At 70.8% G+C, this 14752-nt stretch carries 12 protein-coding genes and 1 tRNA gene; 6 read left to right on the plus strand and 7 right to left on the minus strand.

From position 1 onward, the window contains the following. Window positions 1-141: 141 nt before the first annotated feature. The gene (locus MHO01S_RS03215) at window positions 142-1209 is read right to left on the minus strand and encodes a TerC family protein (RefSeq protein WP_061781806.1); all 1068 of its coding nucleotides are present in this window, start codon (window positions 1207-1209) and stop codon (window positions 142-144) included. Between the two features lie 266 nt (window positions 1210-1475). Here MHO01S_RS03215 and MHO01S_RS03220 point away from each other — a divergent pair, with 266 nt between their 5' ends. Both MHO01S_RS03220 and MHO01S_RS03225 read left to right on the plus strand, forming a co-directional pair. Further along, complete coding sequence (locus MHO01S_RS03220) at window positions 1476-2039, plus strand: RNA polymerase sigma factor (protein ID WP_060958453.1); 564 nt, start codon at window positions 1476-1478, stop codon at window positions 2037-2039. Continuing rightward, a complete protein-coding gene (locus tag MHO01S_RS03225; protein WP_061781807.1) occupies window positions 2036-3166 on the plus strand; it encodes a DUF4349 domain-containing protein in 1131 nt (376 codons plus the stop codon). The genes MHO01S_RS03220 and MHO01S_RS03225 overlap by 4 nt, the downstream gene beginning before the upstream one ends. A 77-nt stretch (window positions 3167-3243) precedes the next feature. Here MHO01S_RS03225 and MHO01S_RS03230 read toward each other — a convergent pair. Next, window positions 3244-3319 (minus strand) — tRNA-Glu (locus MHO01S_RS03230). 121 nt (window positions 3320-3440) lie between these two features. Between MHO01S_RS03230 and MHO01S_RS03235 the strand changes: the two genes are divergently transcribed. Next, on the plus strand, window positions 3441-4079 hold the full coding sequence (locus tag MHO01S_RS03235) for an MBL fold metallo-hydrolase (protein WP_060958451.1): 639 nt from the start codon (window positions 3441-3443) through the stop codon (window positions 4077-4079). 72 nt (window positions 4080-4151) lie between these two features. On the opposite strand, the gene MHO01S_RS03240 is transcribed toward MHO01S_RS03235, so the two are convergent. From MHO01S_RS03240 to MHO01S_RS03260, 5 genes are all read right to left on the minus strand, one after another. Further along, window positions 4152-4424, minus strand: a complete 273-nt coding sequence (locus MHO01S_RS03240; protein WP_060958450.1) for an HPr family phosphocarrier protein — start codon at window positions 4422-4424, stop codon at window positions 4152-4154. A gap of 40 nt (window positions 4425-4464) precedes the next feature. Continuing rightward, on the minus strand, window positions 4465-6504 hold the full coding sequence (locus MHO01S_RS03245; protein WP_061781808.1) for a PTS fructose transporter subunit IIABC: 2040 nt from the start codon (window positions 6502-6504) through the stop codon (window positions 4465-4467). Window positions 6505-6543: 39 nt separating this feature from the next. Further along, window positions 6544-7491 carry a 1-phosphofructokinase family hexose kinase gene (locus MHO01S_RS03250; RefSeq protein WP_061781809.1) on the minus strand — a complete coding sequence of 316 codons (948 nt, stop codon included), beginning with the start codon at window positions 7489-7491 and terminating at the stop codon, window positions 6544-6546. Continuing rightward, window positions 7488-8270, minus strand: a complete 783-nt coding sequence (locus MHO01S_RS03255; RefSeq protein WP_061781810.1) for a DeoR/GlpR family DNA-binding transcription regulator — start codon at window positions 8268-8270, stop codon at window positions 7488-7490. Before MHO01S_RS03255 ends, MHO01S_RS03250 begins: the two co-directional genes overlap by 4 nt. Window positions 8271-8427: 157 nt before the next feature. After that, complete coding sequence (locus tag MHO01S_RS03260) at window positions 8428-9201, minus strand: hypothetical protein (RefSeq protein WP_060958446.1); 774 nt, start codon at window positions 9199-9201, stop codon at window positions 8428-8430. A gap of 135 nt (window positions 9202-9336) precedes the next feature. Between MHO01S_RS03260 and MHO01S_RS03265 the strand changes: the two genes are divergently transcribed. The 3 genes from MHO01S_RS03265 (at window position 9337) to MHO01S_RS03275 (ending at window position 14698) form a co-directional block, all read left to right on the plus strand. Continuing rightward, entirely contained in the window at window positions 9337-11376 is a 2040-nt protein-coding gene (locus tag MHO01S_RS03265; RefSeq protein ID WP_060958445.1) for a DUF262 domain-containing protein, read from the plus strand. 116 nt (window positions 11377-11492) lie between these two features. Next, a complete protein-coding gene (locus tag MHO01S_RS03270; RefSeq protein ID WP_255266055.1) occupies window positions 11493-12932 on the plus strand; it encodes a bifunctional phosphatase PAP2/diacylglycerol kinase family protein in 1440 nt (479 codons plus the stop codon). A gap of 110 nt (window positions 12933-13042) precedes the next feature. Continuing rightward, entirely contained in the window at window positions 13043-14698 is a 1656-nt protein-coding gene (locus MHO01S_RS03275; protein ID WP_231734833.1) for a serine hydrolase, read from the plus strand. The last annotated feature ends 54 nt before the right edge of the window (window positions 14699-14752 follow it).

The following is a 14752-nucleotide window of genomic DNA, read 5'->3' on the forward strand; positions in this document are numbered from 1 at the left end:
CGTTCTCCAGATAAGAGGATCAAGCCCGCGACGGACTCCGCGACGAGTGAGGGCTCAGAACGAGGTCTCGTCGCGGCCGCTAAGGAGAAGACGAGCGATCCGCACGGCCTCAGAATACCACCGCGTGGATCGGCGTCGCCCTCAGCGCCCCTCGACGGTCGGCGGCGTGCCCTTCTCGTCGGCGACCGCGTCGGCCGCCGCTGCCGGCGTCCGGGGCGCCGCCGCGGGCTCTGCGCCGCGCTCCCGCGCGGAGGCCACGAGGCTCGCCCCGGTCGCCACGACCATCGAGACGACGATGACTCCGAGCGACATCCAGGTCGAGATGTCGGGCGCCCACGCGATGTGCTCGCCGCCGTTGATGAACGGGAGCTCGTTCTCGTGCATCGCGTGCGCGATCAGCTTCACCCCGATGAAGGCGAGGATGAAGGCGATGCCGTAGTGCAGGTACTTGAGCCGGTCGAGCAGGTCGCCCAACAGGAAGTAGAGCTGGCGCAGCCCCATCAGCGCGAAGATGTTCGCCGTGAACACGATGAACGCGTTCTGGGTGATGCCGAAGATCGCGGGGATCGAGTCGAGCGCGAACAGCAGGTCGGTCATGCCGATGGCCACGAACACGATGATCATGGGCGTGAACATCCGCTTGCCGTCGACGACCGTGCGCACCTTCGGACCGTCGTAGTCGTCGCTGATGTCGATCGTGCGCCGCAGCAGCCGCACGATGAACGACTCCTTCTTGACCTCGTCCTCGTGGTCGCCGCCCGGGAAGGCCTGCTTCCAGGCGGTGTAGATGAGGAAGGCCCCGAAGATGTAGAAGATCCAGCTGAACTGCTCGATGATCGCCGCTCCGGCGAGGATGAACAGGCCCCGGAGCACGAGCGCGATGATGATGCCCACCATCAGCACCTTCTGCTGGTACCGTCGCGGCACCGAGAACTGGCTCATGATCAGCACGAAGACGAAGAGGTTGTCGATGGAGAGGCTGTACTCCGTGAGCCACCCGGCGACGAACTGCCCGGCATACTCGCCGCCGGCGAAGAACCACATGAATCCCGCGAACACGAGCGCGAGGGCGACGTAGAAGACGACCCACAGGCTCGACTCCTTGGGCGACGGGATGTGCGGTCGCTTCGCGATGAGCACGAGGTCGGCGACGAGGATGAGCACCAGCACGACGAGCGAGCCGATCTCGAACCAGACGGGGAGGTCCATGCAGGCCTTTCGAGGGATGACGAAACGTCGAAAGTCTCTCCCCCGCGACCACCCGTCGGGCGGCGGCGGCGCGCGCCCGGGGTCCCGACGACGGGCCCGTGATGACGGACGCGCGAGGACGGGATACTCCCTCTCGCTCAGGACACGATACCGGCTCGCACCCCGGCGGCGCTCCCCGCCGGTCGGCCCGCGACGCCGGCGGCGATCGGATCTGAGACGATTCCTCCACGGCCGACACTTCCTGAGTGAGAGACGATGAGGACACGATGACCCAGGACACCGGCACGCACACCGATGCCGAGCTCGTCGCGGAGGCCGCCGCCGGCAGCGAGCTCGCCTTCCGGACGCTCTACCGCGCCTATGCGCGACCCGTCTATTGGATCGCGCACGGCCTGGTCGGCACGGCGCAGGATGCCGAGGACGTGACCCAGGAGACGTTCCTGGCCGCGTGGCGCAAGCTCCGGGAACTGGAGCTGCACAGCGCGTCGCTGCTCCCCTGGCTCGTCACGGTCTGCCGCTTCCAAGCGGCGAACCGTGTGCGCCGCCAGCACCGCGATCGCGCGCATCTCGGAGCGCCCGTCGACGAATCCGTGCCGGACGGCGTCGACATCGAACGTCAGGTGATCGACGCCGACCTCGCCGATCGGATCGCGGCGGAAGTCGCCACCTTCAGCGAGCTCGACCAGAGCATCTTCCGTCTGTGCGCCGCCGAGGGCTACGGCTACCAGGCGGCGGCCGAGCACCTCGGCGTCACGCACGGCGTCGTCCGCAATCGTCTCTCCCGCATCCGCAGCTCACTGCGCACCACCATCGCATCGGAGGGGTCATGACCACCGCACACACCGCACTGCCCGAGCTCGGCGACGATCGCGTGGAGGCGATCGAGCACGCGCTCTTCGCACGCATCGCGGACGAACGTCGCGCGCAGTGGGAGCGCAGCGAACGCGAACGGATCCGCGCCGTCCGGCGCGGCCGCATCTGGATGGGCGGGGCGGCGGCCGCCGCCGTCGTGGCGGTCGCGGCGATCATGGCACCGTCGATCGCGGGAACGCTGCAGGGCACGTCCGGGGCGTCGTCCGCCGCACTTCCCGCGGTGATCGCACCGGGCGGGAGCACCGCCGAGCTCGGGCTGACCGACGGACGGGCCGGGGATGCCGCGGCCGGCGGCATGAGCGGAGCCGGCGTGGCGGCCGACGCCGCCACCGGGAGCGCGGGACGCGAGATCGCGACGACCGCCTCGGCGACCGTCGAGGTCGCGGACGCCGCTGCCGCGGCCGAGGGCATCGCGGCGGCAGCCGTCGCCGCGGGCGGCTACGTCGAATCCCAGAGCACCGGCGCCGGAGCGCCCGTCGACGTCATGTCGGGAACGGGAGTCGTCATGCCGATGCCGTCGGGCGCGTGGATCACCGTCCGCATCCCCGCCGACCGCCTCTCCGAGACGGTCGCGGGACTGTCCGCCTACGGGACGGTGACCTCGTCGCAGACCGACCGGCGCGACGTGACCACGGAGGCCGTCGACCTGCGCGCCCGGGTCTCCGCCCTCGAGTCCTCCGTCGCACGCCTCACGGAGCTGATGCAGCAGTCGTCGTCGACCGCCGATCTGATCGCGGCGGAATCCGCGCTGTCGGAGCGTCAGTCCGAGCTGGAGTCCCTCCGACAGCAGCTGACCTGGGTGCAGTCCCAGGTCGAGATGTCGACGCTGAGCGTCTCGCTCGTCACGCCCGCCCCCGCCGTCACCGCCGATCCGGCGGGATTCGGCGACGGCGTCGCGGCCGGCTGGAACGGTCTCGTCGCGACTCTCAACGGCCTGGTCATCGCGATCGGGTTCCTGCTCCCCTGGCTCGGCCTGATCGCGTTCGCCGCCCTGATCGTGTGGGGTGCGCGCCGGGTCGTCCGCCGTCGTCGGGCCCGCACCCGCGCGCCCGAGACCGTCGACGAGGCCGGTCCCGCAGCCTGACCCACCTCGGGGTCTGTCGCGTCGCGACAGACCCGCAGACGACAGAAGCCCGGTCCGTGTGGACCGGGCTTCTGCGGTGGTGACCCCAGCGGGATTCGAACCCGCGTTACCGCCGTGAGAGGGCGGCGTACTAGGCCGCTATACGATGGGGCCGTACCTTTTCGCTGCGTAAGCAACCGTTCGATTATGCCATGGCGAACGACCCCTCGCCAAATCGAGGCCCGGATGCGCGTCCGGCTTGCCCGGATCGCGGGACAGGCGTTGACTGAGCGACATGCGCGTCACCAAACACGAACACGCTTGCCTGCGCCTCGAGCGCGAAGGAAGCCAGCTGATCATCGACCCCGGAACCTTCACTCTTCCGCTGCAGGATCTGGCCGGGACGGTGGGCGTCGTGCTCACCCATGAGCACCCCGACCACTGGACGCCCGAGCACCTCCGTCGCATCCGCGAGCACGCGCCCGACGTGCCGATCTACGGGCCGCAGGGTGTCGCGGATGCGGCCGCGGAGTTCGGCGTCACCGTCGTCGCTCCGGGCGACAGCGTGAGCGCCGGCCCGTTCGCGCTGCGCTTCTTCGGCGGGCGGCACGCCGTCATCCACGCGTCGATCCCCGTCATCGACAACGTCGGCGTGCTCGTGGACGACGAGCTCTACTACCCCGGCGACTCCTACGCGGTCCCCGAAGGGGTCGAGGTCCGGCTCCTCGCCGCGCCGGTGGGCGCGCCGTGGCTGAAGATCGGCGAGGCGATCGACTTCGTCCTCGCCGTGCAGCCCGAGCACGCCTTCGCCACGCACGACATGACGCTCTCGCGCATCGGACTCGACATGCACCGCGGGCGTCTGCAGTGGGCGGCCGAACAGGGCGGGGGTCGGTTCAGCCCGCTCGACCCGGGCGACGCCATCGATCTCTGAGGCCCCGAACGCCGGATGCCGCGACCCCCGGAGAACATCCGGGGGTCGCGGCATCCGTGGATCCGTGTCCGATCAGGCCTCGGCGTCGTGGTCCGTCTCGAGGAACGCGACGAGCGTGTCGAGGGCCGCCTCGGCGCCCTCACCCTCCGCCTTGAGCGTGACGACGGTGCCCTGCGTGGCGCCCAGACCCATCAGCGTGAGGATGCTGCCGGCGTTGAGGTCAGGACCGCCCTCGACCGCGATCGTCACGGGGACGCCGGTCTGCTGGACCGCCTGCACGAAGAGCTTCGCGGGGCGCGCGTGCAGACCCGAGCTGCTGGCGACGGTGGCCTGGCGTTCTGCCATGGGATCCTCCTTGGATCGTGTTGGGATATCTCCATCGAGACTAGGCGTTCACGGCCTCGGGAGAAACCGAGGACGCACCGGGAATACCCTCGTTCACGGCCGATCCACGGCGTGCGAAGCGCTTGAGCGCGACGACGGTGAATGCCGAGACGACCGTTCCCGCGGCGATGGCGAGCAGCCAGAGCCAGAAGTTGTCGATCGCGAAGAAGACGAAGATGCCGCCGTGGGGCGCCTTGCTCGTGACGGCGAACGCCATCGAGAGCGCACCGGTCACCGCACCGCCGAGCATCATCGCCGGGATCACCCGGAAGATGTCGGCCGCCGCGAACGGGATCGCACCCTCGGAGATGAACGCAGCGCCGAGCAGCCAGGCCGCCTTGCCGTTCTCGCGCTCCGGCTCGGTGAAGAGCTTGCGGTCGATGACGGTGGATGCCAGGGCCATCGCCAGCGGCGGGACCATGCCCGCAGCCATGACGGCCGCCATGATCTGCAGGTAGCGCTCGTCGCCCGCGATGCCCGCGGCGAGGTTGCCGGTCGCGAAGGCGTAGGCCACCTTGTTGACCGGACCGCCGAGGTCGAAGCACATCATCAGGCCGAGGATGATGCCGAGGATGATCACGCCGGCGCCGGTGAGGCCCGACAGCCAGTCGTTGAGGGCCTTGGTGAGCCAGGCGATCGGACCGCCGAGCACCAGCAGCATGAGACCGGAGGCGAAGATCGAACCCAGCAGCGGGATGATCACGACCGGCATGAGACCGCGCAGCCAGCGCGGCACGTCGAGGCCGTTCAGCCAGCGGGCGGCGACACCGGCGAGCAGACCACCGACGATGCCGCCGAGGAAGCCCGCGCCCATGAAGCCCGCGACGGCACCGGCGACGAAACCGGGGGCGATACCCGGCCGGTCGGCCATGCCGTACGCGATGTAACCGGCGAGGGCCGGCACCAGGAAGCCGAACGACAGCGCGCCGATCTTGAACAGCACGGCGCCGAGGTAGACGATCAGCGAGGTGTCGCCGAGGTTCCACAGCGTCGACGCGCCGAGGATCTTGTCCGCGTTGAACGCGATCTCATAGCCGCCCAGCAGGAAGCCGAGGGCGATGAGCAGACCACCGCCGGCGACGAAGGGGATCATGTAGCTGACGCCGGTCAGCAGCGCGCGCTTGATGCTCGCGCCGTACGACTCCCCCGCGCCCGACGTGGCGGTGGATGCCGCCGCCGCCGATCCGCTGACGCGGGTCGCGTTCGGGTTCTTCGCGGCGGCGATGGCCTCGGCCACCAGCTGACCGGGCGCCTCGATGCCGCGCTTGACGCTGGCGCGGACGACGGGCTTGCCGGCGAAGCGCTGCGGCTCGCGCACGTCCACGTCGACGGCGAAGATGACGGCGTCGGCGGCCTCGATGATCTTCGGGTCGAGCGCCTTGTATCCGCTCGATCCCTGCGGCTCCACGATGAGGTCGACGCCGTCCTTGCCGCCCTGCGCGGTGAGGGCGTCGGCCGCCATGAAAGTGTGGGCGATGCCGGTCGCGCACGCCGTGACCGCCACGATCCGGGCGGGGCGTCCGTCGATCAGGTGCGCGCTGTCCGCGCTCGCCGTCGCGGCGGGCGCCGTCGATGCTGCCGGAGCAGCGGTGCCCGACACGGCCGCGGTCACGAGGGCGACGACGTCCTCCGGCCGTTCGGCCGCGCGCAGTCCCGCGGTGAAGTCCTCGCGCATGAAGCTGCGCGCGAGCTGCGACAGCACGGCGAGGTGCTCCTCGGCCGCCGTGTCCGGGGCGGCGATGAGGAAGACGAGGTCGGCCGGACCGTCCTCCGCGCCGAAGTCGATGCCCGGGTTCAGACGGGCGAAGGCGAGCGTCGCCTCGCGCACCGCGGCGCTCTTGGCGTGCGGGATCGCGATGCCGCCGGGCAGACCGGTCTCGTCGGTCTGCTCGCGCTTCCAGGCGTCGGCGGCGAGGGCTGCGGCATCGCTCGCCCTCCCCGTCGCCGCCACGCGCGCGGCGAGGGCGTCGATGACGGCCCGCTTGTCGGTGCCGAGCGACGCGTCAAGGCTGACGAGCGCCGGCGTGATGATCTCTGACACGGTGACCTCCAGTGGTCGAGTGGGTTCAGGATGGGGTTTTCAGGGGGCGAGAGGGCTTACCGGCACGTCGCCGGGGAGCAGATCGTCGGGCGTCGGGGCCTGCGTTCCGGGCAGCGCGGCCGCCGCGGACCCGTAGCGGATGCCGCTGCGCACCCGCTCGTCGGGAGCGGCTCCCGCGACGTCGGCGAGGAGGAAGCCCGCCAGCGAGCTGTCTCCGGCACCGACGGTGCTGCGTACCCGCGTCGGCGGCGGCGTGCCGAACCAGGCTCCGTCGGCCGTCACGAGGACCGCGCCGTCGCCACCCAGCGTGACGAAGGCGGCGCCCACCCGCTCGGGCACGAGCTGCGAGGCGACGGCGCGGACGGCCTCCGCCAGCGGCAGCGCCGGGTCGAGGGGGACGCCGGCGAGCTCCACGAGTTCCTCGTCGTTGGGCTTGATGAGATCGGGCGCTCCGCGCTCGACGACGGCCCGCAGGGCGGCCCCCGACGTGTCCACGGCGATGCGCGGCGCTTCGGGGCCGGTCGCGCGGACGGCGGTGATCACGTCGACGTAGAAGTCGTCGGGCAGTCCGGGTGGCAGCGACCCCGCCAGCACCAGCCATCGCGCACCCGCCGACGCCTGCACCGTCGCGGCGATGAGCGTCGCGGCATCCGCGTCGCTGCGCGTCACACCGGGCAGGTTCACCTTCGTGGTCACGCCGTCGTGGTCGGTCAGCGTGAGGTTCGCCCGCGCGGTTCCGGGCAGGGGCACGGCGACGACCGGCACGCGCGCCGAGCGGAGCACGGATGCGAACGGGTCGTCGGCGTCGAGCGGGAGGACCGCGGTGCTGGGCACACCCGACCCGGTCAGCACACGGGTGACGTTGATGCCCTTCCCCCCGGCATCCTCGCGGACGGCGACGGCGGACTGCACCTCGCCGACGCGCAGGGCCTCGGCGAGGGTCACCGTCCGGTCGAGCGACGGGTTCGCGGTGAGCGTGACGATCATGCTGTCCACACCTCCACATCGGCGTCGTCGAGGGCGGCGACGAGGTCGGCGGGCGGCGGCGCATCGGTGACGAGGATGTCGAGATCGGCGAGCCGGCCGAAGGAGACGAGCAGCTCCCCGTCGAACTTCTCGGCGTCGGCGAGCACCACGATGCGGCGCGCCGAGGCGATGATGGCGCGCTTGACTGCGGCCTCGTCGGGATCGGGTGTGCTCAGTCCGAAGGTGGCGGACAGGCCGTTGGTGCCGATGAAGGCGAGGTCGGGGCGCAGCCGGGAGATCGCATCGACCGTCTGGGCGCCCACGGCCGCCGCGGTCAGCCCGCGCACGCGGCCGCCGATGGCGGTGAGGTTGAGCCCGGGCGCTCCGGCCAGCAGGTGCGCCACCGTCATCGAGTGGGTGACGACCTCGAGCGGATGCCCGGTGACCGGGCGCTGGGCGAGCAGTCCGGCGACGGCGGCCGTCGTCGTCCCCGCGTCGATGTAAATGGATCCGTCGCCATCGGCGCCGATGGCCTCCAGGGCCCGCTCCGCGATCGCGCGCTTCGCGTCGCTGCGGCGCTGCGTGCGCTCCACGAAGGAGGTCTCGACCGTGCTGACCCGGGTGCGGGCCACGGCCCCGCCGTGCACGCGACGCACGATTCCCGCCGTCTCGAGCTGGTCGAGATCGCGGCGCACGGTCTCGGTGGTCACGCCGAAGCGGCGCGCCAGGTCGACGACGGCGACGCGTCCGTCTGTGCTGACCAGATGCTCGATGAGCTGCTGTCGCTCCGTTGCGTACACGTATCCTCCTTGAATATCCACACGGTACAACACAAACACAGATATAACAACAGTCTGCTCCGTGGAAAACCACACGAGGGCCACGGACGACGAAGGGCCCCGATCCGAAGATCGGGGCCCTTCGTGCGGACGGGACGTCCGCGGTGGATGCCGAGGCTCAGGCCTCGCTCATCACCGTGACCTCCTGCTGGCCGCGGGCGGCCAGGGCGGCGGCACGGGCGGCGATGCGGCGCTCCTGCTCGATCTGCCCGGCATCCAGCGTCTCCTGGTCGACCGGGTAGCTGTCCACCTTGTTCACCCCGTTGTACTTGGCGATGTAGGCGTCGAGCTCGGGACCCGACTCCCACGAGGTGATGAGGCAGTAGCGCGGCTCGTCGCCGTAGTGGGCGGCGGCGTGCCAGAGGCGCTGGGTGTCGACGATGAGCTGCGCGCCCGCGGGCAGGGCGATGCGGGTCTCCTCGCTCGGATCGGTGCGGTTCTCCCGCAGCACGAAGTAGCTCGTCTTGTCGTCGGTGAGGTTGAAGAAGCCGCGCACGACCCAGCCGGTGCCGTCCGGGTTCAGACGGTTGTTGTCGTCCTGGTGCAGGTTGTAGAGGCAGTCGGCATACGTGTTCGGCTGCAGCTCGATGATGCGGCAGCGGCCGACGTTCGCCCCCGGCTCCTGCGCACGCGCGGTGAGCGTCGGTGCGATGGCGGTCTGCGCGTCGATCCAGACGCCGTCCTTGTCGGTGCGCGGCGGCTTGTGGTTCCAGAAGCCGTTGCACTCGATCTCGCCCTTGGCGGAGGCCAACGGGGCGAACCGGGTGTCGCCCGAGGACTTCCAGTCGACGTACTCGACGTCGAGCCACTCCTTCGGGTCGATCTCCTTGTTGTAGCGGTCGAGGACGACGTAACCGGTCTCCTCGAGGGCCGCGCTCTTGATGTAACCCATGACGGATCCAACCTTTCTGCCGGACGAGCGAAGTTTTTACAGGCCCGGCCGAGGCAAGCCTACCGAGCGGTCCCGGGAACGCGATTAGACTCGACGGCGGTCATCGAGAGCGAGCGCGGAGGCGACACGGAGAACATGAGCACCGGCACGAACCTCGCCCCCTCGGTCTCCGCGTCCCACGTCTCCGCGACCGCCGTCGCCACGATCGCGTGGCTCTCGGCATCCGACACCACCATCGTCGTTCCGGTCTACCAGCGGCAGTACCGCTGGGACATCGGCGGCTGCGAGCAGCTCCTCGGCGATGTGCGCGCGGTGGCGGATGCGGGCGCCGGCCACACGCACTTCATCGGCTCGATCCTCTCGACCGCCTCGGTCTCCGACGACGATGACGCCCATCTGGTCCTCATCGACGGACAGCAGCGCATCACGACCCTCATGCTCCTGGTCGCCGCCCTGCACCACACTCTGCGCGACGACGACCCGGAGCTGGCCGCCGAGCTCGAGCGGGTGCTCGTCCGCGACGACGATCCCGCACGGACGAAACTCCGGCCGCATCGCGCCTGGGCGGAGGTCTTCGAGAGCGTCGTGCGCGACCGTCGGACGCCCGACGATGAGACGCGCGTGTCGCGTTTCGACGACAACTACGCGTTCTTCCGCAGCCAGATCCGTCCCGACGAGGCCGCCCACATCTGGCGGGGCCTCCAACGCCTCGAGCACGTCGCGATCACCCTCGGACCCGAGGCGAACGCGCAGCAGACCTTCGAGAGCCTCAACTCGACGGGCGAACCGCTGCGCGACCACGAGCTGATCCACAACTACGTGCTGATGGGCCTCTCCCACGCCCAGCAGAGCGAGATCGAGGACCACTACTGGGTTCCGATCGAGGAGAACACCGGCGAGCAGATCGGCGACTTCTGGCGGCACTACCTCGTCATGCTCACCGGCCGCGAGGTCACCGTGGCCGGCGAGCGGGGCGTCTACGACACCTTCCGCGCCGAGTTCCCGCACCTCGACCTGGCGACGCTGCGCGAGCGCGCCGCGCAGTGGCGCGACTACTCCGCGCTCTACGCCACCCTCCTCGACCCGGCGCGCGTCGCCGACGTCGCGATCGGGCAGCAGCTGGCCCTGCTCAACACCTTCGGCCGTGGCATGTATCCGCTCGCCCTGCGCCTGCTCCACGAGCATCGCTCCGGACAGCTCCCGACCTCGGAGCTGATCACGTCGCTCGAGCAGGTGCAGTCGCTGCTGATGCGCCGCACCGTCGTCGGGGTGACCACCGACCGGCTCGTCGCTCGCCTCTGCCGCGCCGCGGCACTCTCACGCGACGATCTGGTCCGGGCGATCGCGCGGATCACGCCCTCCGACGAGCGCACCCGCGTCGGTCTGAAGTTCAGCGCGCTCCCCCACCCGGCCTACGTGCTGGGGCGGCTCGCGGGCGACATCGACACGGCGCCGCTGGATCTCGAGCACATCGTGCCGCTCGCACCGTCCGACGAGTGGTCGCCCGACGGCTCGCGCCGCTGGGCCGAGCTCTCCGACGACGAGCAGAACAGCTTCCGTGCGCTGGCCCAGACCCTGGGAAACCTGACGCTGCTCGAACGGGAGCTCTTCGACCGCGCGTTCGACGCCTCGTTCCCGCAGAAGCGGAACGCCTACCGCGACAGCGCGCTCGCCGTCACGCAGGCCGTCGCGGACGCCGAGGCGTGGTCGACCGCGGCGATCGCGGCGCGCACGCAAGAGCTGACCGACCTCTTCCTGAGCGTCTGGAAGCGACCCGCCGTCGTCTCCATCGACGACGACAACCTCACACCCATCCTCGACGCCCGCAAGCGCCGCGGATGGCCTCGGGGCTGGCAGCGCGAGTTCGACTACGTCGAGTTCCGCGGCGAGCACTGGGAGGTTCCCGACATCCGCTACCTCTTCAACCGCATCTTCAAACGGTTGTGGGCGGACTCGCGACAGAGCGTGATCGACTTCAGCGCACGCCGCGGCGGCCCCGTCTACCCGGCTAAGGCGTGGAACGGCCAGTGGGATGAGCTGGGCGACGGCCAGTACCTCTACATGGGGTGGGACTCCAAGTACATGCTCACGGCGGTGCAGGGCGTGCTCGACGAGGCCGGCTGGGCCTCCGAGGTGTTCGTCAAGTACTCCTACATCGGCAATGCGATGAACTGATCGGAGCGATCATGTCCCGGCGTCGACCACCGTCCGCTCGCACACGCGCCTCCCGAGACGACGGGGGCGACACGCGGCGATGGCGCTCCGTCCGGCGTCAGGTGGACGCGCTCGACGTGGCCACCTTCACGGCGATCGCCGGCACGCGCAGCCCGATCCTCGACGCAGCGATGCCGCCGCTCACGCGGGCCGCCGACCGCTCCGTGCTCTGGATGGGGGTGGCGGCGCTCCTCGCGGCCACCGGTCGGCCCCGGGCGCGCCGGGCCGCGGTGCGCGGCCTCGCCGCGATCGGGCTCACCAGCCTCCTCGCCAACCAGGTGTCCAAGCGTCTGCACCGCCGCCCGCGGCCGGCCATCACGCAGGTGCCGGTGCAGCGGCTGGCCCACCGCATCCCCGCCTCGACGTCGTTTCCGAGCGGCCACTCGGCCAGCGCGATGGCGTTCGCCGCGGCAGCATCCGCCGAGTCCCCGATCCTGACCGTGCCGCTGCGCATGCTGGCGGGCCTCGTCGGCTTCTCGCGGGTCGCCACCGGAGCGCACTACCCGTCGGACGTCGCGGCGGGTTTCGCGCTCGGCGAGGCGGTCGCCTGGCTGACGACGCGGATCGTGCCGGTGGAGCGCGTGGACCCGCTGCAGGACGCGCTCGCGGTGCACGCGGGCACGCCGCGGCCGGACGGCGCGGGCATCGCGCTCGTCATCAACCCTCGATCGGGCTCGGGGCGCGCGGCGCGGATCCTCCCGGTGGTGCGCCGCACGCTGCCGGCGCTGCGGATCGTCGAGCTGGGTGCGGACGACGACTACGCCGAGGTGATCCGCCGCACGGCGCAGGAGTGCGAGGTCCTCGCGGTCGCCGGCGGCGACGGCACGGTGCAGCAGGCCGCGGCCGCCGCCCACGAGAACGGCATCCCGCTGGCGGTTCTGCCGGCGGGCACCTTCAACCACTTCGCGAAGGACCTCGGGATGTACCCGCTGTCGGCTGCCATCGACGCCGTCCGGGCCGGCACCGTCGCGAAGGTCGATCTCGGCGAGGTGAACGGCAGGATCTTCGTCAACACCGCCAGCGTCGGCGCGTACACCGATTTCGTCGCGATCCGCGAGCGGTACGAGCACCGCATCGGCAAGCCTCTCGCCGCCCTCGTCGCGGCGGTGCGGACGCTGGGACGGGCCCGCGCCGTGCGCGTGCGCGTCCGCGACCTCGACGGTCGCGCCGTCGACGCGCGGTTCAGCCTGCTCTTCCTCGGCAACGGCCGGTACGAGCCGCGCGGGTTCGCCCCCGTTCACCGCGCGACGCTCGACGACGCGCGGCTGGATCTGCGCGTGCTCGGTGTGTCGCGTCGCGGCTCCCGCGCGCGCGTGGTCCTCGACCTGTTCACGGGACGGATCTCGCGCAACCGCCGCTACCAGGAGTTCTCGGATGCCGAGTTCGATCTCGAACTGCTCGACGGGCCCTACCGGATCGCCCGCGACGGGGAGCTCGGCGAAGAGGTCGATCACCTCTCCGCGCGCGTCCTCCCGCGCGCCCTCACCGTGATCGCGCCCGCCTCGGCGTCGCGCTGATCGGCGCAGCGGCGCTGGCCGACGCTGGACCGCACGGTCGCGGTCGCCCTATCCTCGACACGAGCGGACGTCGGCGTGCCGCATGAGGGGGCACGAGGATGGCTTCGACCATGGCTGATGCGCGGCGCCGACCGAGACTGCTGACGACGATGGTGACGGCGACGGCCCTGGGGCTGGCCCTCTCCGGCTGCGCGTGGAGCTCCCCGCCCGAGCCGGCGCCCACGGTCGCCGTGACCACGGGGACCTTCCCGAATCAGGACGTCGTCGCGCTGTACACCGATCGTGAGAGCGCCGTCGCCGCCGCCCTCACGGCTCTGCCCGGCCAGATCGACGACGCACTGCGTCGATCGAAGGTTCCGGGGCTCGCCGTCGCGGTCGTCTCGCACGATGCCGTGCTGTACGAGGGCGGGTTCGGCGTGCGCGACGTGTCCACCGGCGTCAAGGTCGACACCGACACCGTGTTCGAGCTGGCATCGCTGTCGAAGCCGCTGTCGGCCACGATCGTCGCCAAGGCCATGACCGAGAACCCCGAGCTCTCGTGGTCCACGCAGGTGCGCACCTTCATGCCCGACTTCGCGCTCGATGACACGTACGTCACCCAGAACGCCACGATCGGCGACTTCTTCGCCCACCGCACCGGCATCCCCACCGGCGGCGGAGACGACCTCGAGGACCTCGGATTCGACCGCGACTACATCCTCGACCACCTCCGTGAGATCCCCCTGCAGCCGTTCCGTTCGACCTATCAGTACTCGAACTTCGGTCTGACGGCCGGCGCGCAGGCCGTCGCGGCCTCCCGCAGTCAGACGTGGGAACAGACGGCGCAGGAGCTGCTGTTCACGCCCTTGGGCATGACGTCGACGAGTATGAGCCACGCCGACTACCTCGCCGCCGACGACCGCGCCGTGCTGCACGCACGGATCGGCGACGACGATTTCCAGCCGCTGTTCGACCGCGACGCGGATGCCGAGGCGCCCGCGGGCGGCGCATCCTCGACCGTCGGCGACCTGGCGACGTGGATGCAGCTGCTGCTGTCCGACGGGCAGCGAGGCGGTTCCGCCTTCATCGCCACGGGGCCGCTGAACGAGGCGCTGTCGGCGCAGATCGTCAGCTCCCACCCGGGCGATCTGGATCAACGGCCCGGTCACTACGGCTTCGGCATCAACGTGGGTTCCGGCGCCGGCGGCCGCGTCACGCTCAGCCACTCGGGGGCCTTCGGCCTCGGCGCCGCGACCGCCGCGACCCTCGTCCCCGATCTCGACCTCGGCATCGTCGTCCTCACCAACGGCGCCCCCGTCGGCCTTCCCGAAGCGGTCGTGCAGACGTTCCTCGACGAGGTCATGTACGGGCACTCCACCCGCGACTGGGTGGACACGATGCACGGCTTCTTCGCGTCCTACAACGCACCGTCCGGCGACCTGGCCGGCATGCAGGCACCGGCGGATGCCGCGGCATCCGGGCCCGTCGCCGACTACACCGGAACGTACGTCAGTCCGTATTTCGGCACCCTGACGGTGACCTCGGCGGGCACCGGCCTCCGCGGCTCGCTCGGACCGAAGGGCGAGACCGCGTTCGACATCACGCCGTGGGACGGCGACACGATGGCGTACGTCCCCACGGGCGAGAACGCGTTGCCGGGCTCCCTCTCGTCGGTCGTCTTCACCCGCGCGGACGGACGGGTGACCTCCGTGACCCTCACCTTCCTCAACCGCTATGCGCAGATCCCGACGCCGTCGGGGTTGGGGGTCTTCACGAGGTCGGGCTGAGATCGGACATCGGCGCGAGTGGAATTGACCCGGCACGCGACGCGGCGACGGCAG

Origin of the sequence: Microbacterium hominis NBRC 15708 (assembly GCF_001592125.1) — a bacterium.
GTDB lineage: Bacteria > Actinomycetota > Actinomycetes > Actinomycetales > Microbacteriaceae > Microbacterium > Microbacterium hominis.

What these genes read in the sequence shown, in the direction of transcription:
- MHO01S_RS03215 (WP_061781806.1), bottom strand. Translation starts at nt 1,209, where the DNA reads ATGGACCTCCCCGTCTGGTTCGAGATCGGCTCGCTCGTCGTGCTGGTG.
- MHO01S_RS03220 (WP_060958453.1), top strand. Translation starts at nt 1,476, where the DNA reads ATGACCCAGGACACCGGCACGCACACCGATGCCGAGCTCGTCGCGGAG.
- MHO01S_RS03225 (WP_061781807.1), top strand. Translation starts at nt 2,036, where the DNA reads ATGACCACCGCACACACCGCACTGCCCGAGCTCGGCGACGATCGCGTG.
- MHO01S_RS03235 (WP_060958451.1), top strand. Translation starts at nt 3,441, where the DNA reads ATGCGCGTCACCAAACACGAACACGCTTGCCTGCGCCTCGAGCGCGAA.
- MHO01S_RS03240 (WP_060958450.1), bottom strand. Translation starts at nt 4,424, where the DNA reads ATGGCAGAACGCCAGGCCACCGTCGCCAGCAGCTCGGGTCTGCACGCG.
- MHO01S_RS03250 (WP_061781809.1), bottom strand. Translation starts at nt 7,491, where the DNA reads ATGATCGTCACGCTCACCGCGAACCCGTCGCTCGACCGGACGGTGACC.
- MHO01S_RS03260 (WP_060958446.1), bottom strand. Translation starts at nt 9,201, where the DNA reads ATGGGTTACATCAAGAGCGCGGCCCTCGAGGAGACCGGTTACGTCGTC.
- MHO01S_RS03265 (WP_060958445.1), top strand. Translation starts at nt 9,337, where the DNA reads ATGAGCACCGGCACGAACCTCGCCCCCTCGGTCTCCGCGTCCCACGTC.
- MHO01S_RS03275 (WP_231734833.1), top strand. Translation starts at nt 13,043, where the DNA reads ATGGCTGATGCGCGGCGCCGACCGAGACTGCTGACGACGATGGTGACG.